Origin of the sequence: Pseudomonas serbica (assembly GCF_028823535.1) — a bacterium.
In the GTDB taxonomy this organism is placed as follows: Bacteria; Pseudomonadota; Gammaproteobacteria; order Pseudomonadales; family Pseudomonadaceae; genus Aquipseudomonas; species Aquipseudomonas serbica.
On record NZ_JAQIYM010000016.1, the window covers coordinates 118715 to 145016 of the forward strand.

25 protein-coding genes and 7 pseudogenes are annotated in these 26302 nt (G+C 61.3%); 16 read left to right on the top strand and 16 right to left on the bottom strand.

The window, feature by feature from the left end; all coding sequences use genetic code 11:
- Positions 1–24: 24 nt before the first annotated feature.
- Positions 25–171 (top strand): annotated as a pseudogene (locus NQL71_RS24555) (LysR family transcriptional regulator); the annotation flags it as partial.
- Positions 172–211: 40 nt separating this feature from the next.
- On the opposite strand, the gene NQL71_RS24560 reads toward NQL71_RS24555, so the two are convergent.
- Entirely contained in the window at positions 212–448 is a 237-nt protein-coding gene (locus tag NQL71_RS24560) for a hypothetical protein (protein WP_046817295.1), read from the bottom strand.
- Between the two features lie 140 nt (positions 449–588).
- Here NQL71_RS24560 and NQL71_RS24565 point away from each other — a divergent pair.
- Positions 589–892, top strand: a pseudogene (locus NQL71_RS24565) (metalloregulator ArsR/SmtB family transcription factor); the annotation flags it as partial.
- A 5-nt stretch (positions 893–897) separates the two neighbouring features.
- Positions 898–1424 (top strand): annotated as a pseudogene (locus NQL71_RS24570) (NAD(P)H-dependent oxidoreductase).
- A gap of 14 nt (positions 1425–1438) precedes the next feature.
- On the opposite strand, the gene NQL71_RS24575 reads toward NQL71_RS24570, so the two are convergent.
- Genes NQL71_RS24575 through NQL71_RS24605 form a run of 7 tightly spaced genes read right to left on the bottom strand, consistent with a single transcriptional unit; the run spans position 1439 to position 7733 of the window.
- Positions 1439–2806, bottom strand: coding sequence for an ATP-binding protein (locus tag NQL71_RS24575; RefSeq protein ID WP_046817294.1), 1368 nt, complete (start codon positions 2804–2806; stop codon positions 1439–1441).
- Positions 2803–3465, bottom strand: coding sequence for a response regulator (locus tag NQL71_RS24580; protein WP_046817293.1), 663 nt, complete (start codon positions 3463–3465; stop codon positions 2803–2805). The genes NQL71_RS24575 and NQL71_RS24580 overlap by 4 nt, the downstream gene beginning before the upstream one ends.
- A gap of 11 nt (positions 3466–3476) precedes the next feature.
- Entirely contained in the window at positions 3477–4121 is a 645-nt protein-coding gene (locus NQL71_RS24585) for a tetratricopeptide repeat protein (protein WP_046817292.1), read from the bottom strand.
- Complete coding sequence (locus NQL71_RS24590) at positions 4118–4927, bottom strand: SDR family oxidoreductase (RefSeq protein ID WP_046817291.1); 810 nt, start codon at positions 4925–4927, stop codon at positions 4118–4120. Before NQL71_RS24590 ends, NQL71_RS24585 begins: the two co-directional genes overlap by 4 nt.
- Complete coding sequence (locus NQL71_RS24595) at positions 4914–5588, bottom strand: iron-containing redox enzyme family protein (protein ID WP_046817290.1); 675 nt, start codon at positions 5586–5588, stop codon at positions 4914–4916. Before NQL71_RS24595 ends, NQL71_RS24590 begins: the two co-directional genes overlap by 14 nt.
- Positions 5585–7066: an AMP-binding protein gene (locus tag NQL71_RS24600; protein ID WP_046817289.1), complete on the bottom strand. Its 1482-nt coding sequence runs from the start codon at positions 7064–7066 to the stop codon at positions 5585–5587. Before NQL71_RS24600 ends, NQL71_RS24595 begins: the two co-directional genes overlap by 4 nt.
- Complete coding sequence (locus NQL71_RS24605) at positions 7056–7733, bottom strand: thermostable hemolysin (RefSeq protein WP_046817288.1); 678 nt, start codon at positions 7731–7733, stop codon at positions 7056–7058. The genes NQL71_RS24600 and NQL71_RS24605 overlap by 11 nt, the downstream gene beginning before the upstream one ends.
- Before the next feature lie 203 nt (positions 7734–7936).
- On the opposite strand from NQL71_RS24605, the gene NQL71_RS24610 reads away from it, so the two are divergent.
- From NQL71_RS24610 to NQL71_RS24625, 4 genes are all read left to right on the top strand, one after another.
- Positions 7937–8479, top strand: a complete 543-nt coding sequence (locus tag NQL71_RS24610; RefSeq protein WP_046817287.1) for a cytochrome b — start codon at positions 7937–7939, stop codon at positions 8477–8479.
- 71 nt (positions 8480–8550) lie between these two features.
- Positions 8551–9051, top strand: coding sequence for a GNAT family N-acetyltransferase (locus NQL71_RS24615; protein WP_274643492.1), 501 nt, complete (start codon positions 8551–8553; stop codon positions 9049–9051).
- 138 nt (positions 9052–9189) lie between these two features.
- Positions 9190–9432: a hypothetical protein gene (locus tag NQL71_RS24620; protein WP_274643493.1), complete on the top strand. Its 243-nt coding sequence runs from the start codon at positions 9190–9192 to the stop codon at positions 9430–9432.
- Positions 9433–9655: 223 nt separating this feature from the next.
- Positions 9656–9985 carry a hypothetical protein gene (locus tag NQL71_RS24625; RefSeq protein ID WP_046817284.1) on the top strand — a complete coding sequence of 110 codons (330 nt, stop codon included), beginning with the start codon at positions 9656–9658 and terminating at the stop codon, positions 9983–9985.
- Positions 9986–10085: 100 nt separating this feature from the next.
- Here NQL71_RS24625 and NQL71_RS24630 read toward each other — a convergent pair.
- Positions 10086–10286: pseudogene (locus NQL71_RS24630) on the bottom strand (transcriptional regulator CynR); the annotation flags it as partial.
- Here NQL71_RS24630 and NQL71_RS24635 point away from each other — a divergent pair.
- A pseudogene (locus NQL71_RS24635) lies at positions 10281–10778 on the top strand (carbonic anhydrase); the annotation flags it as partial. The pseudogenes NQL71_RS24630 and NQL71_RS24635 overlap by 6 nt on opposite strands.
- A gap of 43 nt (positions 10779–10821) precedes the next feature.
- Here the strand turns inward: NQL71_RS24635 and NQL71_RS24640 are convergent.
- Positions 10822–12324: an aldehyde dehydrogenase family protein gene (locus NQL71_RS24640; RefSeq protein WP_046817282.1), complete on the bottom strand. Its 1503-nt coding sequence runs from the start codon at positions 12322–12324 to the stop codon at positions 10822–10824.
- 382 nt (positions 12325–12706) lie between these two features.
- On the opposite strand from NQL71_RS24640, the gene NQL71_RS24645 reads away from it, so the two are divergent.
- Positions 12707–13222 carry an HvfX family Cu-binding RiPP maturation protein gene (locus NQL71_RS24645; RefSeq protein ID WP_046817281.1) on the top strand — a complete coding sequence of 172 codons (516 nt, stop codon included), beginning with the start codon at positions 12707–12709 and terminating at the stop codon, positions 13220–13222.
- A gap of 7 nt (positions 13223–13229) precedes the next feature.
- Positions 13230–13448, top strand: a pseudogene (locus NQL71_RS24650) (hypothetical protein); the annotation flags it as partial.
- A gap of 13 nt (positions 13449–13461) precedes the next feature.
- Here the strand turns inward: NQL71_RS24650 and NQL71_RS24655 are convergent.
- The 5 genes from NQL71_RS24655 to NQL71_RS24675 form a co-directional block, all read right to left on the bottom strand.
- Positions 13462–15012 carry an ArnT family glycosyltransferase gene (locus tag NQL71_RS24655; protein WP_274643495.1) on the bottom strand — a complete coding sequence of 517 codons (1551 nt, stop codon included), beginning with the start codon at positions 15010–15012 and terminating at the stop codon, positions 13462–13464.
- A 3-nt stretch (positions 15013–15015) separates the two neighbouring features.
- Positions 15016–15294 carry a lipid-A-disaccharide synthase N-terminal domain-containing protein gene (locus tag NQL71_RS24660; protein WP_046817278.1) on the bottom strand — a complete coding sequence of 93 codons (279 nt, stop codon included), beginning with the start codon at positions 15292–15294 and terminating at the stop codon, positions 15016–15018.
- Complete coding sequence (locus NQL71_RS24665; protein WP_274643496.1) at positions 15291–16031, bottom strand: glycosyltransferase family 2 protein; 741 nt, start codon at positions 16029–16031, stop codon at positions 15291–15293. Before NQL71_RS24665 ends, NQL71_RS24660 begins: the two co-directional genes overlap by 4 nt.
- Before the next feature lie 47 nt (positions 16032–16078).
- The gene (locus NQL71_RS24670; RefSeq protein WP_046817276.1) at positions 16079–17056 is read right to left on the bottom strand and encodes an NAD-dependent epimerase; all 978 of its coding nucleotides are present in this window, start codon (positions 17054–17056) and stop codon (positions 16079–16081) included.
- A 186-nt stretch (positions 17057–17242) separates the two neighbouring features.
- A complete protein-coding gene (locus NQL71_RS24675; protein WP_274643497.1) occupies positions 17243–17863 on the bottom strand; it encodes a cell wall hydrolase in 621 nt (206 codons plus the stop codon).
- 144 nt (positions 17864–18007) lie between these two features.
- On the opposite strand from NQL71_RS24675, the gene NQL71_RS24680 reads away from it, so the two are divergent.
- From NQL71_RS24680 to NQL71_RS24705, 6 genes and pseudogenes are all read left to right on the top strand, one after another.
- A complete protein-coding gene (locus NQL71_RS24680; RefSeq protein WP_077185772.1) occupies positions 18008–18862 on the top strand; it encodes a CAP domain-containing protein in 855 nt (284 codons plus the stop codon).
- Between the two features lie 266 nt (positions 18863–19128).
- Positions 19129–20127 (top strand): GTP 3',8-cyclase MoaA, encoded by a 999-nt coding sequence (gene moaA / locus NQL71_RS24685; RefSeq protein ID WP_274643498.1) that lies wholly within the window; start codon positions 19129–19131, stop codon positions 20125–20127.
- 5 nt (positions 20128–20132) lie between these two features.
- Positions 20133–20240: pseudogene (locus tag NQL71_RS36875) on the top strand (bestrophin family protein); the annotation flags it as partial.
- 327 nt (positions 20241–20567) lie between these two features.
- Positions 20568–21926, top strand: a complete 1359-nt coding sequence (chrA, locus tag NQL71_RS24695; protein WP_248687777.1) for a chromate efflux transporter — start codon at positions 20568–20570, stop codon at positions 21924–21926.
- Between the two features lie 401 nt (positions 21927–22327).
- Positions 22328–23692: a glutamine synthetase family protein gene (locus NQL71_RS24700; protein ID WP_077185770.1), complete on the top strand. Its 1365-nt coding sequence runs from the start codon at positions 22328–22330 to the stop codon at positions 23690–23692.
- Between the two features lie 160 nt (positions 23693–23852).
- Entirely contained in the window at positions 23853–25139 is a 1287-nt protein-coding gene (locus tag NQL71_RS24705; RefSeq protein ID WP_046817308.1) for an NAD(P)/FAD-dependent oxidoreductase, read from the top strand.
- A gap of 85 nt (positions 25140–25224) precedes the next feature.
- Here the strand turns inward: NQL71_RS24705 and NQL71_RS24710 are convergent, their stop codons facing one another.
- Positions 25225–26013 carry a DeoR/GlpR family DNA-binding transcription regulator gene (locus NQL71_RS24710; RefSeq protein WP_077185769.1) on the bottom strand — a complete coding sequence of 263 codons (789 nt, stop codon included), beginning with the start codon at positions 26011–26013 and terminating at the stop codon, positions 25225–25227.
- Positions 26014–26302 lie beyond the last annotated feature (289 nt).

The window sequence follows — 26302 nt, forward strand, 5'->3', positions numbered from 1 at the left end:
ACCTTGAAGAAGTACCCCAGCGGGCCCGCAGGTGTGCGAGCGCTCGATCTCGGACAGCACACCTTCCACCGTGATATCGGCCTCGTGCACAGGTCTCGCCAGAGCTTTACCGAGCCGGTGCGGATACTCGCCCAACTTATCAGTGAGCAAGTACAGATCAACGCTCAATAAAACCCGGACGGCAAAAGATTGCCGGTCGGCGCAAATGCCATCAATCGCATTGATCGCCGACCTTGATCTGCGTCAGCCCTACCAGTCCAGCCTGCCAGAGCACCTCGTCTGGCGTTGCGTCCGCGTTGGGCATGATCAGGCTGTTCTCGCCATCCCCAAAATGCAGTTGCAGCAGGTGCATCGCCGCTTCGTGGATGGGCAGCCGAGGTTGCTCGAGTTCGAACACGTGGCTGCGAGGCTCGCCGTTGAACAGATATTCCACGGTGTAGTTATGCATGGGAATTCCTCGAGAGTGCCCTGCCCTTTGATGCCAGGCTTGTCCTTTAGCCAATGATCGGCGGCAAGGGTTCGATTCTTTGCTTGCGCGCCACATATGGATATCCGTAAATTTGATTATCCATATATTGGGCCTACCCAATGATCACGCCTCCCGAGGTATTCAAAAGCCTGGCTGACGAGACCCGTGCCCGCGCCACCTTGCTGATCGCCCACCAGGGCGAGCTGTGTGTCTGCGAGTTGATGTGCGCGCTGGACGACAGCCAGCCGAAGATCAGCCGCCATCTCGCGCAGCAGCGGGCTGCTGCTGGATCGCCGTCAGGGCCAGTGGGTTTATTACCGCCTCAATCCGGACCTACCTGCCTGGGTGCACGAGATCCTGCAGGTGACGTTGCAGGGTAACGCCAATTGGTTGCACAACAACGCCTCCCGCCTGCAGAACATGACACGCTGTTCGACGGCACGCAGATCCCGAACCAGCCCACTGATCAAAAGCCGCGCATCCTGCTGCTGTACGGCTCGAACCGCGAGCGCTCGTTCAGCCGGCTGCTGGTCGAAGAAGCCGCTCGCCTGTTGGAGCATTTCGGCGCAGAGACGCGCATCTTCAATCCGTCCGGCCTGCCCCTGCCCGACGATGCGCCTGTCGCCCCACTCAGGGCAAAACGCTGGCGGTGATGCAAGTATGCGGCGGCTCCCAGTCATTCAACGTGGTCAATCAGCTGCGTGTGCTGGGACGCTGGATGCGCATGTTCACCATCCCCAATCAGTCTTCGGTGCCGAAGGCGTTCATGGAATTCGATGAGGCGGGCCGGATGAAACCGTCGGCCTACTACGACCGGGTCGTCGACGTGATGGAAGAACTGGTGAAGTTCACCCTGCTGCTGCGCGACCGCCAGGCGTTCCTGGTGGATCGCTACTCTGAACGCAAAGAGAGCGCCGAACAGCTCATGGCCCGGGTCAATCAGCGTTCCATCTGAGGTTAATGCCAGCGTCACGCGCGGCTGATCTCCAGCGTGGCGCGCAACCCTTTAGGGCTGCGATTCTCCAGCTTGACCTGGCCACCCAGGCGAACGGCAATGGCCTGGACGATGGTCAGTCCCAGGCCTGCCCCCTGGTCATTGCCGCGGCTGTAGAAACGCTCGAAAAGCCGATCGCGATCGTCCTCGTTGATACCCGGGCCCTCATCTTCAACGCAAAGTTCGTAACCGTTCTCCCTGGCGGCCAGCGTTACCTTGATGAGCCCATGCGGTGGAGAAAAATTCGCGGCATTGGTAACCAGGTTGTTCAGGGCAATATCGATCGCTGCGGGGTCGACCCTGACAAGGCCGATGTCGTCGCTGACGTCGAAAACCAGTTCCAGATCCTTGCTCAACAGCCAGGGAGTGAGCTGGATCAGGCTGCCGCGCACAGCGGCGGCCAGATCGACAGGTACAGGCAGTTGCGTACCGGGTGTCGGCTCGATACGCGCCATCGTCAGCAATTGATTGACCAGCCGGCTGGTACGGTCGACGCCGGCAATCAGGTGTTCAAGCGAAACCCGGCGTTCCTCGTCATTGCCCGCTTGCATCAGGTTTTCGGCATGCACCCGGAGCACCGCCAGTGGCGTGCGCATTTCGTGGGCGGCGTCAGCGATGAAGCGCCGCTCACGCCCCATGACTTCCTGGATCTGCGCGAGCATGCGGTTCAGGGCTGCCTGCATCGGCTCAAGCTCGGTGGGCAGCGGCGTCAGTTGCAAGGGCTCCAGTGAACCTGGCTGCCTGGCCCGCAGTGTGGCCGCCATATTGACCAGGGGTTTGAGCCCCCAACCGATGGCCAGCCAGATCATGGCGGCCAGCAGCAGACTCCCCAGGATGTTGGGCCACAGCGTGTGGCTGACGATCCGGTCTACCAGGTCCGCTCGAACGTCGTCGCGTTCGCCCACCCAGATGCGCAAATTGTTTTGTTTGTCTTCGAGCAGGAAGGCCCGCCAATGCCGGTTGTTCAGGTCGACGACATCACTGAAGCCTGGGGTAGCCGGTGGGGCACTGAAGGACGGCGAGCTCGCCGTGTGCACCAGCACCTCACCCTTGAAGTTCCAGACCTGAAAGGCAATCTTGGTTTCATAGGGATGGCCGTCGACCTTGGGTGCCGCCTCGCTCAAGGCCTGGTTGAAGGCCTGGTACAGATCGGAATGTTCCTTGCTCGCCAAGGGCATGCGCATGACGCCTTGCAAAAGACGCGCGTTCTGGGCCAATTGGGCATCGTAGACTTCGGCAATTTCGTGGTTGCTGTCGTACAGGTTGAGCAGGCTGATCACTGTCAGGCCAGCGAGCATCAAGCCAATGATCAAGGTCAGGGTGCGACGCCTGATCGAGGTCATCGACGCTCCTCCACCAGGTAACCGATTCCGCGGATGGTGCGGATCAGGTCGGTAGAGAACTTTTTACGCAGGTGGTGAATGTGCACTTCCAGCGTGTTGCTTTCGGCTTCTTCGTTCCAGCCGTAGAGCAACTGCATCAGATGATCGCGAGTCATCACCCGTCCCGGTGGCGAGAGCAGTTCATGGAGCAACTGGTATTCCTTGGGTGTCAGGGCGACGGGCTCGCCCTTGTAACTGACTTGCTGGGTGCCCGGGTTGAGGCTGATACCGGCGTGCTCGATCAGCGCTTGTGCGCGGCCGGCGCTGCGGCGCAGGAGCGCACGTATGCGCGCTTTCAGCTCGGCCAGGTCGAAAGGCTTGATCAGGTAATCATCGGCGCCGGCATCCAGCCCGGCAATGCGGTCTTCAGTGGCGTCCCGCGCCGTCAGGATCAGCACGGGCAGATTGGAGCCACTTTCACGCAAGCGCCGCAGCACCTGGAGGCCGTCCATGCGTGGCAGGCCAAGGTCGAGTACCGCCAGATCAAAGATTTCGCTGAGCAGCGAGTGCAAGGCACTGCTGCCGTCCTGCAACCAGTCGACGGTGTAGCCTTCACGGCTGAGGGCCTGGTGTATGCCCTCGCCGAGTGCCACGTCATCCTCTATCAGTAATAGGCGCACACGGACTCCTGTCAGCCAAGTTTCTTGTTCACTTCCACCAACAACGCTTCAATCTCTTTGCGGCGCCCGGCATCGGCGGATTCGCGGCCGGGACGAGGCGCGGCCAGCAAGGCTTTTTGCAGTGCGGCCTTGGCCTCGACATATCGCTTCTGACGGTAGAGGTGATCTCCCCAAAAGTACAGGCTGTCGATGCCATTGGGGTTCATTTGCAAGGCCACTTTGAGCAATTGTTCGGCCTTGTCCGAGTCGCCAAAACCGATGGGCCAACCTGGCACCCGGTCATACAGCGCACCGAGGCTGGTGTAGGCAGAGCCTTGCAGCGCCTTGGGGTCCAGGGCCAGGGCTTTTTCCAGGTCGGCCTTGGCATCCTTGACCTTGCTCAGCGCACCGAGACCGCCCTGGGCACCGGCCCAACTGCTGGTGACGATACCGGACCAGATCCAGGCTTCCGCCACGGCCTGGCGCTCCTGGGTGAAGCTTGATGCTTGCGCGGCGAGTTTTTCGAAGGCCGCGGTGCGTTGTCCCTCCGGCAACTCGTACTGAATGTGCGCCCAGCTTTGCTGGATCCCGTTGAGGCGTTGCTGGTCGGCGGCATCCAGCGCCCAGGCACTCTGGCTCAATACACCGCACAGCAGGCAGGCAATGATCTTGTTCATGGCTTGAGATTCTCCTTGTCAGGTTTCTGGCTCAGGTGGCGGATCAGCGGCAGTTGCTTGCGCAAGCCGCGGTCCACCAGATGTGGCAGCAGGCTGTTGAGACGAACGAAAAAGCGTTCCGGCCAGCCCAGGTACAAGTCACGACGGTCACCGGCGATGGCGTGAATCACGGCGGCTGCCACGGCTCGCGGATCGTCGACGTTGGCCTTGAGCGCATCGTTGAGCGCCTGGGCAGCCGGGCTGTTCATGCTGGTGCGGGTGGCTCGAGGGGCGACGTAGAGCACGCTGACCCGGGTATCCGCCAGCTCCCGGCGCAGGGCTTCGGAGAACCCGCGCAGGGCAAACTTGGTCGCGCAGTAACTGGCATAACCAGGGTAGCCAATGGAGCCATAGGTCGAGCCGACGTTGACCACCATGGCACTGTCGGCCTGCTTGAGCAGTGGCAGCAGCAGTTTGGTCAGGCAGATCGGCGCGCTGATGTTCACCGCCAGCATCGCGTTGATCTCACTGTCGTCCAGCTGTTCGAGCATGGCGAAATGATTGACCCCGGCGGCATTGATCAGCAAGTTGATGCCGCCGATGCTTTCGGCTTCCGCCAGTACTTCTCGGCGCTCTGAGAGCTGCGTCAGGTCCGCCCCGATCCAGAACAGGTTGCGCGGGTACAGCTCGAGCAGCGGCACCAGCGGTTGCCGATTGCGTGCCACCGCCAAGACCCGGGCACCACTGGCGCACAGGGCCGTGGCGATGGCCAGGCCGATGCCGCCGCTGGCTCCGGTCAACACCACGCGGGCTTCAGACAGGCGCATGCAGATTCTCCCCGTCATGGGGCAGGCCGCGGAACATATCGGTGTACAGCCGGTAGACCACTGTGGAGGCGTGAATGACAGCGGCCTGATCGTCCGGGTCTTCCAGCTGGTTCATGAGTCGACGGTAGGTCTGCATGTGTTCGATATCCAGTGAACCGTGGGAACTGAGGTAGCTGAAGGCGCTTTGCGGCAGATCCAGGTGTTCGCGAATGCTGTCGGCGGCCTGGGTGGCCAGGGCGATGCTGGTGCCTTCGAGCACGTTGACCATGCCGAACAGCCCCACGGGGTTGCCCCGCGCAATCAGGTCGTAGAGGAAGCTGACCATCAACTCGATCGGCATGGACGGACGCCCGGTGCGTACAGCATCCTTGTCGCCGCCGCACGCCTCGATGTCATCAAGCACCCACTTCTCATGGCCATATTCATCCTCGATGTACTCACAGACCGCTTCTCGCAGCCATTCCAGGCGCGACGGCAGGCGCGCGCCGCAAGCCATCATCAAGGGGACGGTATGACGCACGTGGTAATAGGCCTGCGCGAGAAAGGCCTGGTAACTGTCCAGGCTGACCTTGCCCTCCACGGCATCCCGGATGATCGGCAAGTTGAACAGTTCGGCACGTTGTTGTTGCGTGGCTTCTTGCAGCCTGTCAAAAAAACTCATGGTGCGGTTTCCTCGGAAAATGCGGATTCGCTCAGTTGCTCCCGGTAGCGTTCGATGATGGCGTCACGCCGGGGCCGGCCATTGGCGGTGAGCAAACCATTGGCGGCGGTGAAAGGTTGATCGAGACGGGTCCAGCGATGGACCTGGGCGTACCCGGGTAAAGCCTCGTTGGCCTGGCTGACGGCGGCGGCCAGTTGTTCCTCAGTGCAATCGGGGCGATGGGGCCACAGCAGCGCATGGTTGTGCGCCATGGCCTCGCCATGGACGAAGGCCTGGGCGATCAGCCCGCGCTGGGTCAATTCGGCCTCCACCCACTCCGGATTCACATTGCGCCCGAAACTGGTGACGAACTGATGTTTCTTGCGGCCCTTGAGGTAGAGAAAACCCTCGGCGTCGAACTCGCCAAGATCGCCGCTGGGCCACCACTGCGCGGTGTGCGGCGCCTCCCCCAGATAGCCCAGCAAGGTTGATCCCTTGATCAGCACTTCGCCGTCCTGCGCCAGGCGAATCTGCACATGGGGCAAGGGCTGTCCAACACTGCCAGGGCGATGCGCTTGCGCACGATTGAGGCAGACCACCGATGCACATTCCGACAGTCCATACCCTTCGTAGACCGGCAAGCCCACCCGTTCGGCACGCCGCAGCAGATCCCCGGACACCCGGGCGCCGCCCACGGCGGCAAAACGCAGGTGCCGTGGGTCGAAGGCTTTCTGCTCGGCAGCACTGACGAGCATCAGCAGCAACTGCGGCACCAGGATCAGGCTCTGGGGCGACCGGCTGGCCAGGCATCCCAGCAGTTGGGGCACATTCACACCGCTGGCCCCCTCGATCCCCAGGGTCTTCGCGCCAGGCAGGCTCAAAGTCGCACCGGCATACAGCGCCGCATAACAACCGATGTTCTCCAGCAAAATGGCGAGCGGCAGCAGCGCCAGATGGTGCTGCGGGTCGGTGGGCTTACTGGCCAGGTACAGCTCGCGACTGACCCGCAAGATGCTGTCTGCACCCAAGCACACCCCTTTGGGCGTACCCGTGGTACCGGAAGTGAAAGTCAACTTGGCCGTGCCTTCAGGCATCCGGTTCGGGCCGCTGAAGGTGCGGCGCCAGAACTCGCCGTCCTTGTGATAACCCGCCGCGAGCAGTTCGTCGTGCAGATGCGGCTCGGCAATGACCCGTTCGGCGCGGCTTTGCTCCAGGCAATGAGTGCGTTGCGCCGGGCTGAAAAAGCCCGGCAAGGCTACACAGGTCAGGCCGGCGAACAGTGCAGCCAGATCCCAGAGCATGGCGTCAACGCCGTTGTCCAGCGCCAGGGCCACGACCTCGATCTGTTCATCGCGCAGTCGCTGCTGGCGGTCCATTACTTCGGCATACAGCGTGGCGTAGTCCAGTTTCAGCTGATCGCCCCACAACGCAGTGGCGTTTGCCCTACCCTCGGCATGCTTGCGCAGGGTCTGCATGAAACCTTCCACTTCAGGCGACATCGCAGCACCCCTCACTGGACGTTGGCAATCCCAGGCGGCTGAACATCCCGATATTGCGCAGATGAATGAATCCGGCGCGGATGTTGCCAACGTGAACCCAGGGCTTGCTCTCGTAGTAACTGCCCCAGGCGTGACGGTCCTCACCGAGTCGCGCAGGGTCGGCGGCACACAGCGTGACAGGCTTCAAACCCAGGCGATGAAAGCTGTTGACCAACCCCAGGTTGCCGGTAAAAGCCACCCATTCCAGCCCCCCCATGGCCAGCAGATAGGTCATGGCGATGATGCTCAAGCGAGCGTTTGCGGTGTCGCTGGCGGCCAGATTGCCCACCTCGACGATGGCCGATCGGTCTACGCAATGGTCTGCCGTGGCACTGATCAGCGGATCGATCGCCTCGTCCAGGTAACACTCAAGAAACAGCGGTCCGTCGCTCGCCACGCGTACACCGACCACGGCACACAGTGCATTGGACGCATCGCTCATGCCGAACAGTTGCGGCATGAAATGGCGAATGTCGGCCCCGTGGGCCTTGCGAAAACGTTGCTGGATAAAGATTTCGAAGGCGTTCCGTTGCGGGTCGCCAGGCAAGGCCTTGGCAAGGTGCAAACGCGGCGTTTCGGCCTGGCCAAATTGCAGCGGCAACTGAACATTCCAGTTGAAATCGGACATTGAAAAATACCTCCCCCGGATCTATTGGGGAGAAGTATCGAGGGCATTTCTTAACGAAGTCTGAAGGTGCCAAAAGGATGAGCAAAAGTGCTCTTCAGATTTGCTTAAGGCTCGGCCGGCAGTGTGGCCACCGCCGGTTCGATCTCGACCGGAACCTGGCTGCTCGAGTGAGTCGGCGGCCCACGACGTTCACGAGGCCCAAGATGACCCGCGAAAACACAGCGCCACGCTACGGAAAACTGTCGATCACCTTGCACTGGCTGATGCTGGCGTTGTTTGTCGGCGTGTACGGCTGCATCGAAATCAAAGGGCTGTTGCCGCGTGGCAATGCCTTCAAGGGCCTGTTTCTCGGCCTGCACGGCGTGTTCGGGCTGAGCATTTTTGCACTCGTCTGGATCCGTTTGCTCGCACGCCTCACCCCGCGCCCGCCCATCACACCGGCATTGCCTGCCTGGCAAACGGGTATGTCCCACCTGATGCATCTGGCCCTGTACGTCTTGATGATCGCCACACCGCTACTGGCCTGGCTGATGCTGGCGGCAGCGGGCAAACCGGTGCCCTACTTCGGCTTTTTCCTTCCGGCCCCGGTAATGGTCGATCCTGACCTGGCCAAGCAATTGAAGCATTGGCACGAACTGCTCGGCAGCACCGGCTACTGGTTGATCGGCCTGCATGCGGTGGTGGGTTTGTTCCATCATTACTACATGCGCGACAACACCTTGACCAGGATGTTACCCAAGCGCTGAGGGCGTTCTGCAGCGCAAGGTTTCGACCATACTGCCCCTGTCTTGCACAGCCATCGGCGGGAACCTTCCAGATGATCTCGATTGAACTGCACGCGGCCCGGCGCGACGAGCTGCAGACCATTGAAAACCTGATGCAGTTCTACACCTATGATTTTAGCGAGTGGTTGCCGCTTCCCCTGGGCGAGCAGGGTTTTTTCAGTATCCTGCCCCTCACCGACTACTGGCGCAAACCCACGACCCAGGCCTTTCTGATCAAGGTCGACGGGGAGCTGGCCGGCTTCGTGACCGTGGACGACGACACCCATGTGCCCGATGCTCGCCACAACATCGGGTACCTGTTTGTCAGTCGACGCTTTCGTGGCCAGGGTGTCGCCAGGTTTGTCGTGTCCACCCTGTTGAACCGGCTCCCCGGCCGATGGCAAATTTTCCATGTCGAGGCGAACCTGCCGGCACGGTTGTTCTGGGCAGCCGTGATACCCGGGCTCACGCAAAACCGGTTCAGCCTTCATCAGCTGTCGATCCAGGGGTTGCCGTGCAGCGTTTACTGCTTTGAAAACCCATACCCCCTGTAGGAACCGGCTTGCCGGCGAAGGCGTTTGAAAGACCAACACAGGCTCAAGGACGTCTTCGCTGGCAAGCCAGCTTCTTCAGGGTGCAGGCGCAGGTAGCCCCCTTTCTAATTCCAAATCATCTTTGTCGGACAATATGTAGTGACTAAAAATATTCACTACAAAACCGTTGACGCCTTCGATTTGCCCTTGCATGATGCAGACATCTCCCCGATCGGGAGTACTGGCAACACGCTTGAGCAAGCTCGTCTGACCGCCGAGCTGTTTTTTCCGGATACACGCTGCCCACAAGGCAGATTGAAGAAGCTGACCTGGCCTGAACGTCCAGTACAAGGGCGAGAAGCGCTGGCGATCCATCCTCATGATGCTTGTGGCCGACCCTGAAAACGTCGGCAGGGGCCAAAGGTTATCGCCGCTTCTCTTCGTTGTGACGCTATTGCGTAGCAGTTATTCAACACGACTACATGCAACAGACGCGGGACCCTGTCGATTTTGGCGGACGACTGCTGACGTCCTGGTTTCGGTGCCAGGGATCAACTAACCGATGGGCTACATGTATTAGCGAATCAACTTTGAAAGATCACCAAATGGTCAAGGGGGCTTTATCATGAATCTGAACAATCAACCCACTATCGAAGAACTGGCTCGTATGTTCGCGGCTAAAAAAGACAGCCACGACAGCCATATTCTCTGGATCAGCAAATCGGGCCAGGTGCATATTGACTGCCTGTCGCCGCATGCCCATGAAGCGGAGTTCGACCAGAACAACCAGAACCTGCTCGCCCGACTGAAAATGTACCGTCGCGGCCAGGGCTATGTCGGCAAGAAAGCCGCGGCCGACAAGGACTTCATCGGGAATGTTCTGCAAACGCTGAAACAGGCGTGGGACTCGTTGCAGAACCAGAACGAAGTTCGGGTGATTGATCGGTTCTACTGATTAACATTTAACTCATTCAAAAAAGGGCCTGCTCCCAAAAAGAGCAGGCCCTTTTTATTTTCCTGTCTGCAAACTAACCACTGCAGGAAGGGCGCAGTGGTCAGGAAAAATCGGTACCCGGTACCAGGTCCATAAAAGCCAACGCTGCAGCACTGTGATAATTGTTCTTGCGCCGAAGCAGCGCGGCCCCGCGCCTGGGCCCCTCACCCAGCAATGGAATCCGGCGCAATGCACGCTCTGCAGTAGCGATGGGTTCCGGAAGGATCGTTGCCATGGCGGTGTGCTGAATGACTTCGGCGAGCTGTTCGTCATCCGTAACGCCGGCAACATCGTGCCCTCCTACAGCCCCCATCCAGGTGGTGTGTCGGCCACGGTGGAGTACGCGGTCGCGGTGCTCGGCGTGACCGACATCGTGATCTGCGGCCATTCCGACTGCGGCGCGATGACGGCAGTTGCCAAGTGCACATGCATGGACCACCTGCCCGCCGTCAGCGGCTGGTTGCAACACGCCGAATCGGCCAAGGTGATCAACCAATCCCGGCCCCACGCGGATGAGGCGGCCAAAGTCAGTTCGATGGTGCGCGAGAATGTCATCGCCCAGCTGGCGAACATCCAGACTCATCCGAGCGTACGCCTGGCTCAGGAGAAAGGCCTGCTGAACCTGCATGGCTGGGTGTACGACATCGAGACCGGCTCGATCGATGCCCTGGATGGCGGCAGCCGCACGTTCGTGTCGCTGGCCGATCACCCGAGGACTTGCGCCGTGTATGGCAAGGCCGTCGAAGCCGCCTGAGCTCGACCGCAGCGATCGCCCAGGCAGCCGCTGCGGATATTTTTTAGCGTTTGACCGACAGATCGACCTGGGTCATGCGACTGCGAATGGTGAAGACACCATCGCCCGAAAGAATCGCGCTGCGCGCAAACAGGCGCCCGCTCTCCCAGTTCGACAAGCCCAGTTCCGGCTTGTTGAGTGCGTACTGACCATCGACCCAACGGGTGATCCCGTTGCCGACAAAGGGCGCGTTGACCGCGTTGTAGAAGCGTTCCTGTGTCGCGGCATCTTCACTGAGCAGCGACACGGTGAATTGCGGGCTGTAGCGGTTGAACAAGGCGATGGCGCTGTCCAGGTCGTCAACGATCTTCAGGCTGACCTCCGGGGTCTCTTCCCACTCCCACTCGCGACCCAGTTGATCTTCCGGCAAAGGTTCGGCCTGTGCTTCGGTGCGGTAGCCTTCGGCGCGGTAGACCTCGACGCTCGCGGTTTGCCAACCCGCCGGCAGGAACGATTCGCTGCCTTCCACGATGTGCAACTTGCAGCCCTGGCCACGAGACTGGCCAGCCTGTTGCAGCGCATCGAGAAACAACGGCACCAGCTCAGCGGCGCGATCGCGGTGGATCAGGCAGACGTTCAGGGTGTTGCAGACCTTACGGTCGAGGGAGTTGCGCACCACGGCGGCGAAGCGCGTGGCATCGGCATCCGTGTGGGCGATCAACCAGGCGCCACCGGTACCGTGCAGGCTGACGGCGGTGCCGGCCTGCTGCGCGATGCTGCCCAGTTGACTGACGGCGCGCCCCGAACCGCGGGCCACGGCCAAGGACAGGCGGCGGTCGGCGAACATTGCCCAACCGGCGGCGTGATTGACGCTTTCCACCAGCGACACCGCACCGGTCGGCAGGCCGGCGTCATTCAGCGCCGGGTCCAGTGCGTGGGTGACGATGGCCTGGGCCGTGCCCAACGCATCGCTACCAATGCGCAGCACCGCGGTGTTACCGGTGCGCAACACACCGGCGGCATCGGCGAAAACGTTCGGCCGGCCTTCGAAGACGAATGCGACGATGCCCAGCGGCGAGACCACTTGCTCGACTTTCCAGCCGTCGTGCTCGACGCAGCTGATGACTTTGCCACGGGTGGCCGACGCATCGCGCCATGCGCGCAGGCCTTTGATCATGTCGCGGCGCATGCGCTCATCGGCCAGCAAACGCGTGGTCGAACGGCCGCGGGCCTTGGCCCGTTCGATGTCGGCCTGGTTCGCAGCCTCGATCAAGGCCCAGCACTCAGGCGTCTCCAGACGTTGGGCGAACTCATCGAAGAAGGCGCTGATGGCCTGGTCCGACACCGTCGACAACGCCTTGAACGCCGCCTCGGCACGCTCGATCGCGACGGCCGCCGCTTGCTGGTCTGCCACCGGGATCAGCAACAGTTCACCGCTGACCTGCTCCACCAACAGGTGGTCACCGGGTTGAAAGCGAGCCGCCAGTTCGGGGCTGACCACGGTGACACGATTACCGGCGAAAGGGATCGGCGTGCCAGCGACTAGACGTTCGAGCGCAAGAGACATGAAGCGGTTACACCATGCAATGGGCGGGTGGAAAATGTATAGCAAAAGTCACTGAGCGTCACCCGCCCCCATATCCATAGAGCCAGCACCATTGCTGTGGGAGCGAGCCTGCTCGCGAAAGCGGTCTCACCGTTAACATTGATATCGACTGACAGCACCTCATCGTCGGAACGCTGCCCGGAGCCGGCTCGCTCCCACAGGGTTTGCGTTCAGGCCGGACGTTTTGCGCGAACTACGTATCAAAGTGTGTACAGCCCCGCCCCCGACACAACCCGCACTTAAATCCCCGCACAAACGACACAACGCAGATACACCCGGTTGATGAAATAAGCCTCAACGGGCAATCCCCCGCCCGACATCCCTGCCTCGAAGGAGATCAACCATGAGCGCCACTATTTCATCGGCCGTCAAAGGCCTGCACCTGAACCTTGACCGAGCCGGAAGCTGGATCGCGCCATTGACCCTGCGGGTGTTCCTTGCGTGGGAGTTCTTCGAGTCAGGCCTGGAGAAATTCAACGGCGAGAACTGGTTCGCCGACATCCAGGACCGTTTCCTGTTTCCGTTCAACCACCTGCCAGCCACCCTGAATTGGGAACTGTCGATGTGGGTAGAGCTGATCTGCGCCCTCGCCCTGCTGGTGGGCCTGGCCACGCGGTTCTCGGCAATCAGCCTGATCGTGGTGACCATTGTCGCGACCGCCGCGGTGCACTGGCCGGCCGACTGGTCGACCTTGAGCGAACTGGCCCAGGGTTACTCCATCAGCAACAAAGGTTTCGGCAACTTCAAGCTGCCGCTGATCTACCTCGCCGCCCTGGTGCCGCTGGTCCTGTCAGGCCCCGGCAAGTTCAGCCTCGATGCCTTGCTGGCCCGCTGTTTCTGGCGTCGCCATCAACACTGATACGTAACAGCATTGCATCTGCGGCTCGTTCTGCGCGCGAATGTCGCGGGCAGTGCTCGCCACCTGGTTGTACGTGGTGGTTACCCGTGCGTTGTTTGTCATCTGGCCCATGGAAGGCACGCCGGTGCGTTATGCAGACGATCCGTTGATCCGCTCACTGCTACTGTCCCTGACTGGCATCGGCGGCCCGGCGATTGTCGATGCGTTGCATGATGCGAAGTTTTGATCATTGCGCCTCTTCAGGGTCGCTTCGATGAAGCGACTGTCGCTTGCACCTGCGGGTCAGCCCAGGAAAACCGGTACACCGTCGCCGACACACCCGGATGACACTGCCCGTTATCGGCCTGCGCGCCGACAATCGACCATTGCGCCCGGGTGTTCTGCCCCAGTGCCCGTGCAGCCTCGGGTTTGAAGCAACGGCCCAGCACGTCGGCCGGCACCAGGGCATAGGCCTGCGGGTGTTCGCGCAACCATTGCGCCGCCCTTTCCACGGTGGAGTCGAGCATGCCGAAGTGTACGATCGGCTGACGGGCGAACAGCCAGTGCCCTTCGCTCCAGTTGACCAATACGAGGTCGGCGCCCTGGGTCAGGGTGTTGGCCTGTGCCATGAGCACTTGATTGGGATTGGTCCCGTCCCTGATCGGCTCGACAAAACCCCGGGCGAACCACAGCACGAACCAGGTGGCGACCAATGCCGGGAACACTCGCCGAAATCGCCGGCGCTGCCTGAACCAACGCTGCAGCAACCAGGGCACCAGCGGCGCCGCCACCAGCACCAGCCCCGGCAACGCCGGGTAAATGTACAACTTGCGCTTGCCGCTGCTGATGCAGAAAAACAGCACCACCAGCGCCACCCAGCCGAGCAACACCAGCACCCGGCCATCGCGTTTTTGCAGCTGACGGCGCCAGGCGGGCACCAGCCACGGCAAGACCAATACCAGCGGCAGCCAATACTGGGGAATGACGTTGGTAAAGAAGTACCAGAAAGGTTCACGGTGATGCCAGGCGGCGGCATAGCGTCCGGCGGTCTGGCGCAGGAGGATTTCCCGCGCATAGGCGATTTCGTCAGCGCTGCCATTGAGCGTTATGGACAAGGCCAGGGGCAGCAGCCAGACCGCAATCGCGGCCAGCATGAAGCCAAATCCGAGCAGCCACTTGCGCGCCTGCCCCGGCATCGCCACCACCCCCGGCCAGCCCTTGCGTAGCGCGTAGGCATAGGGGATCAGCAGCAACGCCGGAAGAAAGCCCACGCCTTTGGTGATCACGCCGATGCCCATCGCCGCGCAGCCCACATAGAACCAGCGCCAGGCCGGTCCGAGCAGCAGATGACGCGCCAGGCCGTACAAGCCCAGGGTCGTGAACAGAATCAGGAAACTGTCGATCTGCCCAGTGCGCAGGATGCTGTAGGTCTGGTAGGTCGCCAGGTACAACAGCGCTGCGATGCGCCCGATGCGCTGGGTCCACAACCGACGGCCAAGGTCGTAGACCATTGCCGTCACCGTTACCGCCGAAAACAGCCCTGGAATATACAACGCGATGTTGGGCATGCCGGTGAGCCAGACGAAGAACGCCACCGTCCACATGAAGATGGGCGGCTTGTCGCCGTAGATCTCACCGGCACGGTGCGGGATCAGCCATGAGCCGTTGTGCAGCATCTCCAGGGCCACACCGAGGAAGCGTTCTTCGTCCACATTCTGCGCCTGACGCCAGCCCAGACCGGCGCCGATCAACAGCAGGGCAAACAGCATCAGGCCCAGGCACTCGACCCTGGGCGACAACGATCTGCGCATCGGTTATTCCTTCAGGCTTTTGCTTTTGGCAATCAGTTGCAGATTGCGCAAATAGACGATGGCGCCAAAGGCCTGGCCGACGATAAAAACCGGGTCCTGGCGATAGATCGCGTAGGCGAACAGCAGCGTGCTGCCGACGATGCTCAAATACCAGAAGCTCACCGGAATCACGCTGCGTTTTTTGTATTCGCTGTACAGCCACTGCAAGACAAAGCGGCCGGTGAAGGCGATCTGGCCGGCGAAACCGATCACCAGCCACAAGGTTTCACGAGTCAGCATCATCCTTCGAACTCCTGGGCATGGGTGTGCAACCGCGTGCGCTTGATCAGCCACCAGACGCCGATCAGGTCAAGTACGCCCACCAGCGCGCGGTCGAGATTGCCGTACTTGGACACCCCGGCCGTGCGCGCGCGATGGTTGACCGGATGGACTATCATTCGGCCGTTGTGGCGCTGGATCAACGCCGGGATGAATCGATGCATGTGGTCGAAATACGGCAGGCGCAGAAACGCCGCGCGCTCGATCAGCTTCAAGCCGCAGCCGGTGTCCGGTGTGGAATCCTTGAGCAAGCGACGGCGCAGGCCGTTGGCAAAACGCGAAGCCCAGCGCTTGCTTGCGGTGTCGCGGCGGTTGACCCGGTGACCGGCCACCAGTTGCACGTCGCCCCTGCCCCGCTCGCCGCGCACCAGCGCGAGCATGCCGGGAATATCCGCCGGATCATTCTGGCCGTCGCCGTCGAGGGTCGCCAGCCATTGCCCGCGCGCTTCCCGTGCCGCGTGATAGAGCGATGTGCTCTGCCCCAGCGAGCGTTGGTGATGGAGGATGCGCAAGGCGCTCAGGCCGTTGTTTTTGATTTGTCGCAGCTCGTGCAAGGTGGCGTCGGTACTGCCATCGTCGACGACAATGATTTCATACGCTTCGTTGGCCAGCGCCTCGCGCACCTCTTCAAGCAGCGGCCTGAGATTGTTCGCTTCGTTCTTCGCCGGAATCAGTACCGATACAAATATGTCTTGGCTCATGGAGTCCCCTCGCCCTTCTGGGTTTACCGTTATCAGCGGCGAACGTTTCAAATCTGATAAAACTGCCGATACCACTGCACAAAGGCCCCGACACCGGTTTCAACCGACACCCGCGGGCGAAAGTCGATCCACGCTTGCAGCGCCGAGACATCGGCCCAGGTCTTGACCACATCACCGTCCTGCATCGGCATGAAATTGCGCCGGGCCTTTGTGCCCAATGCCGTTTCCAGGCACCTGATAAAATCCAGCAGCGCCATGGGCTCGCCGCGACCAATGTTGAACAGGCGGTTGCAACCCTGGCCAGGTACGTCCGCCACCGGCGGCCGTGTGCGCAGGCGGGCGATGCTTTCGACGATGTCGTCGATGTAGGTGAAGTCCCGCGCCATCTCGCCCTGGTTGTAGACGTCGATGGGCTGGCCGTTGAGGATCGCCTGGGTGAATTTGAACGGCGCCATGTCGGGCCGGCCCCAGGGCCCGTAGACGGTAAAGAAGCGCAGGCCACTGGCCTTCAAGCCGTACAGATGGCAGTAACTGTGGGCCAGCAGCTCATTGGCCCGCTTGGTGGCCGCGTACAACGAAACCGGGTAATCGACGGCATCTTCGACGCGAAAAGGCATGCTGCGGTTGCTGCCGTACACCGAACTGCTCGACGCATAGATCAGGTGTTCGGGGCGATGGTGCCGACAGGCTTCCAGCACATTGAGGAACCCCACCAGGTTCGACTGGCCATAGGCATCCGGTTGGTCCAGCGAATAACGCACGCCGGCCTGGGCTGCCAGGTGCACCACTTCGCTGAACCGCTGCTCGCGGAACAAATCCATCAAGGCCGGCTTGTCGACGATGTCCATTTTCAGGAAGCGAAAACCCGGCAGGGACTGCAGTTCCCTGAGGCGTGCCTGCTTGAGCGCGACATCGTAGTAGTCGTTGAGGTTGTCGATACCGACCACGTCATGACCGTCCTGGCACAAGCGCCTGGCCGTATGAAAGCCGATGAATCCGGCGGCGCCGGTGACGAGAACCGTCACGAGGCGTCCACTCGAGAGGAGGCACCGGGCGATGCCGTGTGACTGCTGATAAACCAGGCCTGCTTCATGTTCTGTTTCCGTTCATGACATTTCTAACGTGTTGCTCGGTCATGAAGCTTGTAAAACAGAAATATTGCAGTTTCGCTGGCGTCGATAAATTTCAGGGTTTTTCCTGCACAAACGCCACTACTTCGCATCCCCGCCATGGGGTTTGTAAAACTTGAACAAGCCGATGTTGGCGGTATTGATGTACTCCCTGGCCCAATCCGGTTTCACCGTGCGGTCATGAAAATACAGCGCCCCCTTGGTGCGATCCGGCAATTGCTTGTTCAGCGCCTTGCGTGCGATTTCCTTCGCCATCGCATAAGGCACCTCTTCCTGCACTGAGTCGGAACGACCGTCGCACCACCAGGAGAACTGGCAGTTCTTGCTCTGCGAACCCTGCTTGACCACACCGCACACGGTATCGGGAAAACCTTGGTGGCCAAGGCGGTTCATGACCACATTGGCCACCGCTTCCATGTCGATCGCGTTCTTGCCCTTGGCTTCCCAGTAGATCGAACGGGCGAGACAGGTGATGGCGTCATCCAGCGGCGCTTTCCCCACCGGGTCCACGGCCTGGACCTCGGGCTGGGTAATGGCTTCGGACCTGGATGCCGACGCGGGGCTGCTGTTTTGCGCGGCCTTATGCTCCAGTACCTCGGCTTTGTCTTCAGCGACTTTCTGTTTGTTCTCCTGGTCGGCGGCGAATGCCGGGATAGCGAGCAGGGTCAGAGCGAGGAAGGTGGCTATCCAGTCTTGGCGCATGGTCGGGCACTACTCTCTAGGCAGTATCGCTTCAGTGTAGTATTGAAATGATTGCACACGGCAGGCCAGATCCCGGAAAAAGGCATTGCGCTCAAGGGGGGCACTTCGCGCATCATGGGTGCAGTCAGCTCAAGGAGGATTTCCATGCATTTCCTGTCGTCCACTCTTCGCCTTGCCGGGTTTTCACTGGGTCTTGTCTTTGCCACCACCGCACTGGCGAGCGAAGAGTCGCAACTGATCGAATCGATCAACCTCTTCCGTGGCCAACTGCAACGTTGCGCCGGCCAGGTGTCATCGGAACTTCCGCCGTTGTCGGCCGACCCACGGCTGGTGCTGTCCGCTGCCAGCGTCGGCAACCTGCAACAGGCCATGGCCAGCGCCGGTTATCCGATGAAGAACGTGCAGGCGATCAGCCTGAACGGGCCGCGGGACGCGCCCTCGGCCATGAAAGCGATCCAGGAGAGTTTTTGCCAGATCGTGCTCGACCCGCAGTTCGTCGACGTCGGCGTCAGCCGCCAGGACCGCGAGTGGCGCATCGTCCTGGCCCGTCCCTTGTTGAGCGCACGCTTGGGCGATTCGCAGGCCGAAGGGCAAAAACTGCTGGCCGAACTCAACATCGCGCGCAGCCGCCCCCGCCAGTGCGGGGCGCAATCCTTCAACGCCACTACGCCGTTGACCTGGGACGCTATCCTGGCGAGCGCCGCCGAAACCCAGTCGCGCAGCATGGCCAACAACAACTATTTCGACCACAAGGATCGCGACGGCCGCACCCCAGGCGACCGCGCGGAGCTCGCGGGCTACGACTTCCAGCAGATCGGCGAAAACATCGCCGCCGGCCAGGACAGCGTGCGCAAGGTGGTCGACGGCTGGCTGGCCAGCCCCGGCCATTGCGCCAACCTGATGAATCCGCAGTTCCGCGACCTGGGCGCGGCGTATGCGGTCGATCCGAAGAGTGATGCGGGGATTTACTGGACGGTGATGTTTGGGGCGAAGCAGTAGTCGCCGGCTCCCCAGCGACTTGAGATGGAATTCTCCGTGACCTGATCCAGGCCATTGATCGTTTCACGGAGAAGCCCATAGGCGTGCGCTTTGAATATTGGCTAATTGCTGTTGATGACTAAAAAACAGTTCATCATAGAGCCCGTCGATCAGCCGGTTACTCATAGTGATTGGACGCCCTCGCCCGTTGTTCTTAGTCTGCGCTCAACACATCCGTTGACAGCGGACCCTTCATTCAAGTGCGAGCGGCGCCAAGCGAGGATTTCATGACGGAGCGAGTCTTGATCGATGGGTTCTCCCGGCGCGTGGATTATCTGCGCCTGTCGGTCACCGACCGCTGCGATTTCCGCTGCGTGTATTGCATGGCCGAGGACATGCAGTTCCTGCCGCGCCAACGGGTGTTGACGTTGGAAGAGATCTATCAGGTGGCGCAGAGCTTCGTCGCACTGGGCACGCGCAAGATCCGTCTGACCGGGGGCGAGCCGCTGATCCGCCCGGGCGTGGTGCAGCTGTGCGAGAAGATCGCCGCCCTGCCCGGCCTGCGTGAACTGTGCATGACCACCAATGGCTCGCAGTTGGCCAGGCTTGCCGCCCCCCTGTTCGAGGCCGGGGTCAAGCGCCTCAATATCAGCCTCGACTGCCTGGACCCGCAACGCTTTCGCGAGCTGACCCGGACCGGCGACCTGGCGCAGGTGATCAAGGGCATCGACGCCGCCAACAAGGCCGGCTTTCGCAATACCAAGCTCAACTGCGTGGTAATGAAGGGTCGCAACGATCACGAGATCAACGATCTGGTGAGCTTCGCCATCGACCGCAACCTCGACATCTCCTTTATCGAAGAAATGCCCTTGGGCCTCATCGATGAGCACAGCCGCGCGCAGTCCTTCTATTCCAGTGCCCAGGTTCGAGAGCGGATCGCCGAGCGCTACACGTTGATTGACTCCGCCGAGTCGACCCAGGGCCCTTCGCGCTACTGGCGCCTGGCCGAGGCGCCGCAGATTCGCCTGGGGTTCATTTCCCCCCACAGCCACAACTTCTGCGGCACCTGCAATCGGGTGCGGCTGACCGTCGAGGGTCGACTGCTGCTGTGCCTGGGCAACGAGCACTCTGTCGATCTCAAGGCCGTGTTGCGCAGTCACCCCGGACAACCGGAACGTCTGGAACTAGCCATTATCGAGGCCATGAAGCTCAAGCCTTATCGGCACACTTTCGAAGTGAACGACGAGGTCCAGGTCATTCGCTTCATGAACATGACAGGCGGCTGATAACCATGATCGTCAGGCCCAAGCCCAACCTGATCGGCGTCCTGACTTCGCTCAAGGGCTCGATCGCCAAGCGCATTGCCCTGCGCAGCCTCCAGTGGCGACTGGCTGCAACCGATGCCTAATGGCAACACCACCGATGTGAGTGGGCAGATTCTGCTGCAGGCAGGCCAGCAGTGCTCCTCACTCAACGAATCCGGGGCGATCAACGACTGGCGCTATCGTGCGCAATATCGAGCGCGACGTCCTCGCCGCACTGGGCGTGACGGAGCTGCCGCCAACGCTTGAGCCGGTGGATTTTGTGCTGAGTTGACACACAAAACCTGCAGGCTGCCGGTTCGAGCCCAGTACGCCGGTAGGCTCTACCCTGACAGGCGACTACCCAAAGCCCGGCGTCACGGCTAAAGTCACTGGCTCAAAGCGCCTCTGCAAGGAACATTCGCTTGAGCCCCACGCCCACCCCGAACACCCCGTCAGCACACACAAAGCCTGCAGCAATCAGCCTGCACGATGCATTTCGCTTCTGGCTCAAGCTCGGCTTCATCAGTTTCGGCGGGCCGGCGGGGCAGATTTCGATCATGCACCAGGAACTGGTCGAACGCCGGCGCTGGATCTCCGAGCGGCGATTCCTGCATGCGCTCAACTATTGCATGTTGCTGCCTGGCCCCGAGGCCCAGCAACTGGCGACCTACATCGGCTGGCTGATGCACCGGACCTGGGGTGGCGTGATCGCCGGAGGGTTGTTCGTGCTGCCGTCACTGTTCATCCTGATTGCCCTGTCGTGGGTGTACATCGCCTTCGGTGAGGTGCCGGCGGTGGCCGGGCTGTTTTACGGGATCAAGCCTGCCGTGACCGCCATCGTGCTGCAGGCGGCACATCGGATCGGCTCCCGGGCATTGAAAAACGGCTGGATGTGGGGCATTGCCGCCGCATCATTCGTGGCTATTTTCGCGCTCAACGTGCCGTTTCCGCTGATCGTGCTGGGGGCGGCCATCATCGGGTATTTTGGCGGGCGTCTGGCACCCGAACAGTTCCGCACCGGTGGCCACGGCGCTGCGCAAAAATCCTTCGGCGCGGCGGTGATCGATGACGACACACCGACGCCTGAACACGCCCGCTTCAGTCGCTGGAAATCACTGCGCCTGGCGCTCATTGGCGCGGTGTTGTGGACGCTGCCGATGGCCACGCTCACCGCCCTGTTCGGCTGGGAAGGCACGTTGACGCAGATGAGCTGGTTCTTTACCAAGGCGGCGTTGCTGACCTTCGGCGGTGCGTACGCGGTGCTGCCCTATGTGTACCAGGGCGCGGTCGGCCACTATGGATGGCTGACGCCGACGCAGATGATCGATGGCCTGGCGCTCGGCGAAACCACCCCCGGGCCACTGATCATGGTCGTTGCCTTCGTCGGTTTTATCGGCGGCTACGTGCATCAGGTGTTCGGTCCCGATCAGGCCTTTTTCGCCGGTGCGGTTGCCGCCATGCTGGTGACCTGGTTCACCTTCCTGCCTTCGTTCCTGTTCATTCTCGCCGGCGGCCCCTTGGTGGAATCGACGCACAACGAACTCAAATTCACCGCGCCGCTGACAGCGATCACGGCCGCTGTGGTCGGGGTGATTGTCAATCTGGCGTGCTTCTTTGGCTATCACGTACTGTGGCCCAAAGGCTTCGACGGTCACCTGGATTGGCCTTCGCTGCTGATCGCGATCGCGGCGGCCGTTGCCTTGCTGCGGTTCAAGCGTGGGGTGATCGAAGTGTTGTCCGGTTGCGCCTTGATCGGATTGGGCGTGCACCTGCTTCGCTGAAAACAGACGTTTACAGCGTTCACTTTCACCCCTAGTATCCAGTCACTGCGGATAGCTCGTTATCCGCCACCGACGATTTCCCCCTGCTGGAAACCTGAGTCATGAGCACCTCACCGTCAGAGCACCACTTGCTGGATGTCTCGATCCTGACCACACCTGTGTTGGTCGCGGACGGCATTGCCTCATGAAACGCATCGTCAACCTGCCCATGGCCCTTCGCCGCTCCAAACTGCGCCACTCCGCACGCCCGCCGGATAGCCCCCTGCTCGCCTGATCGCGTCCACGACGCGTCGAGCCCCCAGCTTTTCGCTATCGCTGCCAGCCCGCGGCGGGTCTTTATCCGTCGTCGTGCCCTGGCCTGAATCCGTGCGTCCGCGGGACGCCCACGTGAGTGACGAACCATGAAATTCGCAGCCCTTGAAGACGCCCAATCCTTTTTGGCGAACAACCCCGATATCGACATGATCGAGCTGTTCATTCTCGATGCCAACGGTGTGCCGCGCGGCAAGCTGTTGCACCGCGAGGAACTGCTGGCGGTGTATGAGAGCGGTCGCCCGCTGCCCAGCACCATTCTCGGCCTGACCCTGCAAGGCGATGACGTCGAGAACTCCGGGCTGGTCTGGGAGGTGGGCGACATCGACTGCCGCGCCTATCCGCTCGAAGGCAGCCTGGTGCGTTTGCCGTGGCGGCAGATTCCGACGGCGGCGGTGCAGGTCAGCATGCACCCGCAAGAAGGCATGCCGGCGAGCATCGCAGACCCGCGTCATCTGCTGATCAAGGTCATCGACCGCCTGCAAGCCGAGGGATACTACCCGGTGATGGCGTGCGAGCTGGAGTTCTATCTGCTGGATGCCAAGCGCGACCACAACGGTCGTCCGCAACCGGCGCTGGACGCGGACGGCGGTCGACCGCGACACACTCAGGTCTATGGCCTGCGCGAACTGGAGCAGATCGAACCCTTCCTCGCCGACCTCTATGCCGCGTGCAAACTCCATGGCATTCCGGCGCGCACGGCGATTTCCGAGTACGCCCCGGGGCAAGTGGAAATCACCCTGGAACATGGCGATGCCTTGCAGGCGATGGATCAGGCGGTGCGTTACAAACGACTGGTGAAGGCCGTGGCCCACAAGCACGGCATGCAAGCGACGTTCATGGCCAAACCCTTCGATCACCTGGCGGGCACCGGCATGCACATGCACGTCAGCATCGCCGACGCCGAAGGCCGCAACCTGTTCGCCTCCGAGGACCCCGCCGGCACCCCGCTGCTGCGCACGGCCATCGGCGGCATGCTCGCCAGCCTGCTCGATTCGCTGTTGCTGTTCTGCCCCAACGCTAACTCCTACCGGCGTTTCCAGGCCAACAGCTATGCGCCGCTGGCCCCGACCTGGGGCGTCGACAACCGCACCGTCAGCCTGCGTGTGCCCGGCGGCCCGGCCAACAGCCGGCACATCGAACACCGCATCTGCGGTGCCGACGCCAACCCGTACCTGGCCGCGGCGGCGATCCTGGCCGGCATCCATCGCGGCATCAGCGAGAACCTCGACCCTGGGGAACCGGTACAAGGCAACGGCTACGCGCAAGCCACGCAATTGCTGCCGACCGACTGGCTGACGTCACTGACGGCGCTGGAAAATTCGGTGTGGGCGCGGGACGCATTGGGCCAGGAATTCCTGGGGGTGTATCTGGCGGTCAAGCGTGCAGAGTATCGACAGTTCATGGCTGAAGTGGGTGAACAGGATTGGCGTTGGTATTTGACTGAGGCGTGAGCCTGTTAATCAGCCAACCCGCGCCCCTGTGGGAGCGAGCCTGCTCGCGAAAGCGGTGTATCAGTCACTACAAGTGCTGAATGTGCCGGCCTATTCGCGAGCAGGCTCGCTCCCACAAGGATCGCGCTGTCTGTCTACCTCTTTTCGCCTGGACATGAACATGACTCAACCACGCTGCAATTCCTACTACACCGCCACCCTCAACCACGAAACCGACTACCCCACCCTGCAAGGCCAGCACCGCGTCGACGTCGTCATCATCGGCGGCGGCTTCACCGGCGTCGCCACGGCGGTCGAACTGGCGGAAAAAGGCCTGAAGGTCGCCATCGTCGAAAGCCACAAGATCGGCTGGGGCGCCACCGGGCGCAACGGCGGCCAGGTCACTGGCAGCCTCTCGGGTGAAGAAGCGATGCGCAAACAGATGCGCCGCACCCTGGGCGAAGACGTCGATGACTTCATCTGGCACCTGCGCTGGCGCGGGCACCAGATCATCGAGCAGCGGGTGGAGAAATACGGCATCGCCTGCGACCTCAAGCACGGTCACCTGCACGCCGCGTACAAACCGGTGCACATGGACAGTTTGCGCAAGGACTACGACGAAGCGCTGCGCCGTGGCATGGGCGACGACGTCAGCCTGCTCGACCGCAGCCAGGTGCGCGACCTGCTGCAAAGCGACCTTTACCACGGCGCGATCAAGAACACCCGCAACATGCACCTGCACCCGCTCAACCTGTGCATCGGCGAAGCCCGCGCAGCGCAAAGCCTCGGCGCGTTGATCTTCGAAAACAGCGAAGTGCTGGAGATCATTCACGGCGACAAGCCAGGCATACGCACCGCCCACGGCCGCATCGACGCCAACCAGGTGCTGTTGGCCGGCGACGTCTATCACAAACTGGAACCGGGCAAGCTCAAGGGCAAGATCTTCCCGGCCATGGGCGGCATCGTCACCACCGCGCCGCTGGGTGACCTGGCCCAACAGATCAACCGCGAAGACCTGGCCGTCTATGACTGCCGCTTCGTACTCGACTATTACCGCCTGACCGCCGACGGCCGCCTGTTGTTCGGCGGTGGCGCCAACTACAGCGGCAAGGATTCGCGCGACATCGCCGCCGAGTTGCGCCCGTGCATCGAACAAACATTCCCGGCACTCAAAGGCGTGGCCATCGATTACCAGTGGAGCTGCGCGATGGGGATCGTGATCAACCGCATCCCGCAACTGGGCAAACTCTCGGACAACGTCTGGTACTGTCAGGGCTACTCCGGCCACGGCATCGCCACCACCCACATCATGGGCGAAATCATGGGCCGCGCGATCACCGGGCAGCTTGAAAACTTTGATACCTTCGCCGCCTGCCAACACATCCGCGTGCCCATGGGCGACCTGCTCGGCAACCCGATGCTGGCGGCGGGGATGTGGTATTACCAGATGCTGGAGCGGTTGCGATAGGTCTGCACAGATAGTTGGAACAACAAAAATCCAACTGTGGGAGCAAGCTCGCTCCCACAGTTTGTGTTTCCGTGAGACATAACGCTCAAGCCTCCACCTGCACCACCTCGATCCCCAACTTGCGGTAATCCTCGACGTTGCCCGTCGCCACATGCCGTTCCGTGATCAGCGTGTGCAGGCGCTCGCAAGGCGCCACCACGAACGGCTCCACCGCGCCCAGCTTGTCCGCCGTGGTGACTGCGATGACCTGCCTCGCGCTGTCGAGCATCGCCTGTTTCACCGGCACTTCATCGAAATGCAGGGAGCTGATACCGACTTGTGGATGAATCGCACAGACCCCGGTAAACAACAGGTCCGCCTTGATGCCTTCAAGCAAGCGCAGGGTTTCATGGCCGCTGGCCGACAGGGTCGCAGGGTTGAGTTGGCCCCCTGCCAGGATCACCTTGATGCCTTTGAATTCGGACAAGGTAATGGCCGTCATCGGCGACGCGGTCACCGCCGTGATGCAGATGTCCGAAGGCAACAACCGCGCGATCTGCAACGTGGTGGTGCCCGAGTCGAACATCACGATCTGGCCATTCTCGACCCGACTCGCCGCCAGCTGCGCCAGCCGGGTTTTGACTTCGTCGGTTTCGCTGATCCGGGTGAAGTAGTCCTTGCCCGTATCCTTGGGGCGCGGCAACGCCCCGCCATGCACCCGCTGCACCAGCCCGGCATTGTCCAGCTCCGCGAGATCCCGGCGAATGGTGTCCTCGGAAACCGCGAAATGCTGGCTCAATTCGGACGCCATGACCTTGCCGTCACGCTCCAGGATCAAGAGGATTTTCTGTCGGCGCAGATGAGGAAGCTCGGTTGCGGAATGCTGATCGTGCATGGTTCTGCCTGCTTGTGCATGAAGTTGCTGGTTTGCCGAGATTAGCCAAACAGTGCAGCAAACACAAACCCCAAGCCATGTATCAATTCTTTCGATCTTTCAAATCACCAAGGCGAATTTTTTATTTGCGTGCGACCTGTTCAAGATGAGCGCCATCACCCCTGTACCGGAAACAAACGTCATGAATATCAATTTCGCCTTTGCCTGCATGGTCGTCGTCTCGTTCACCATCGCCCTGGCGCACACCTGATCGCAAACAGCTCGCACTAAGTAATTGCCCCGTACAGAA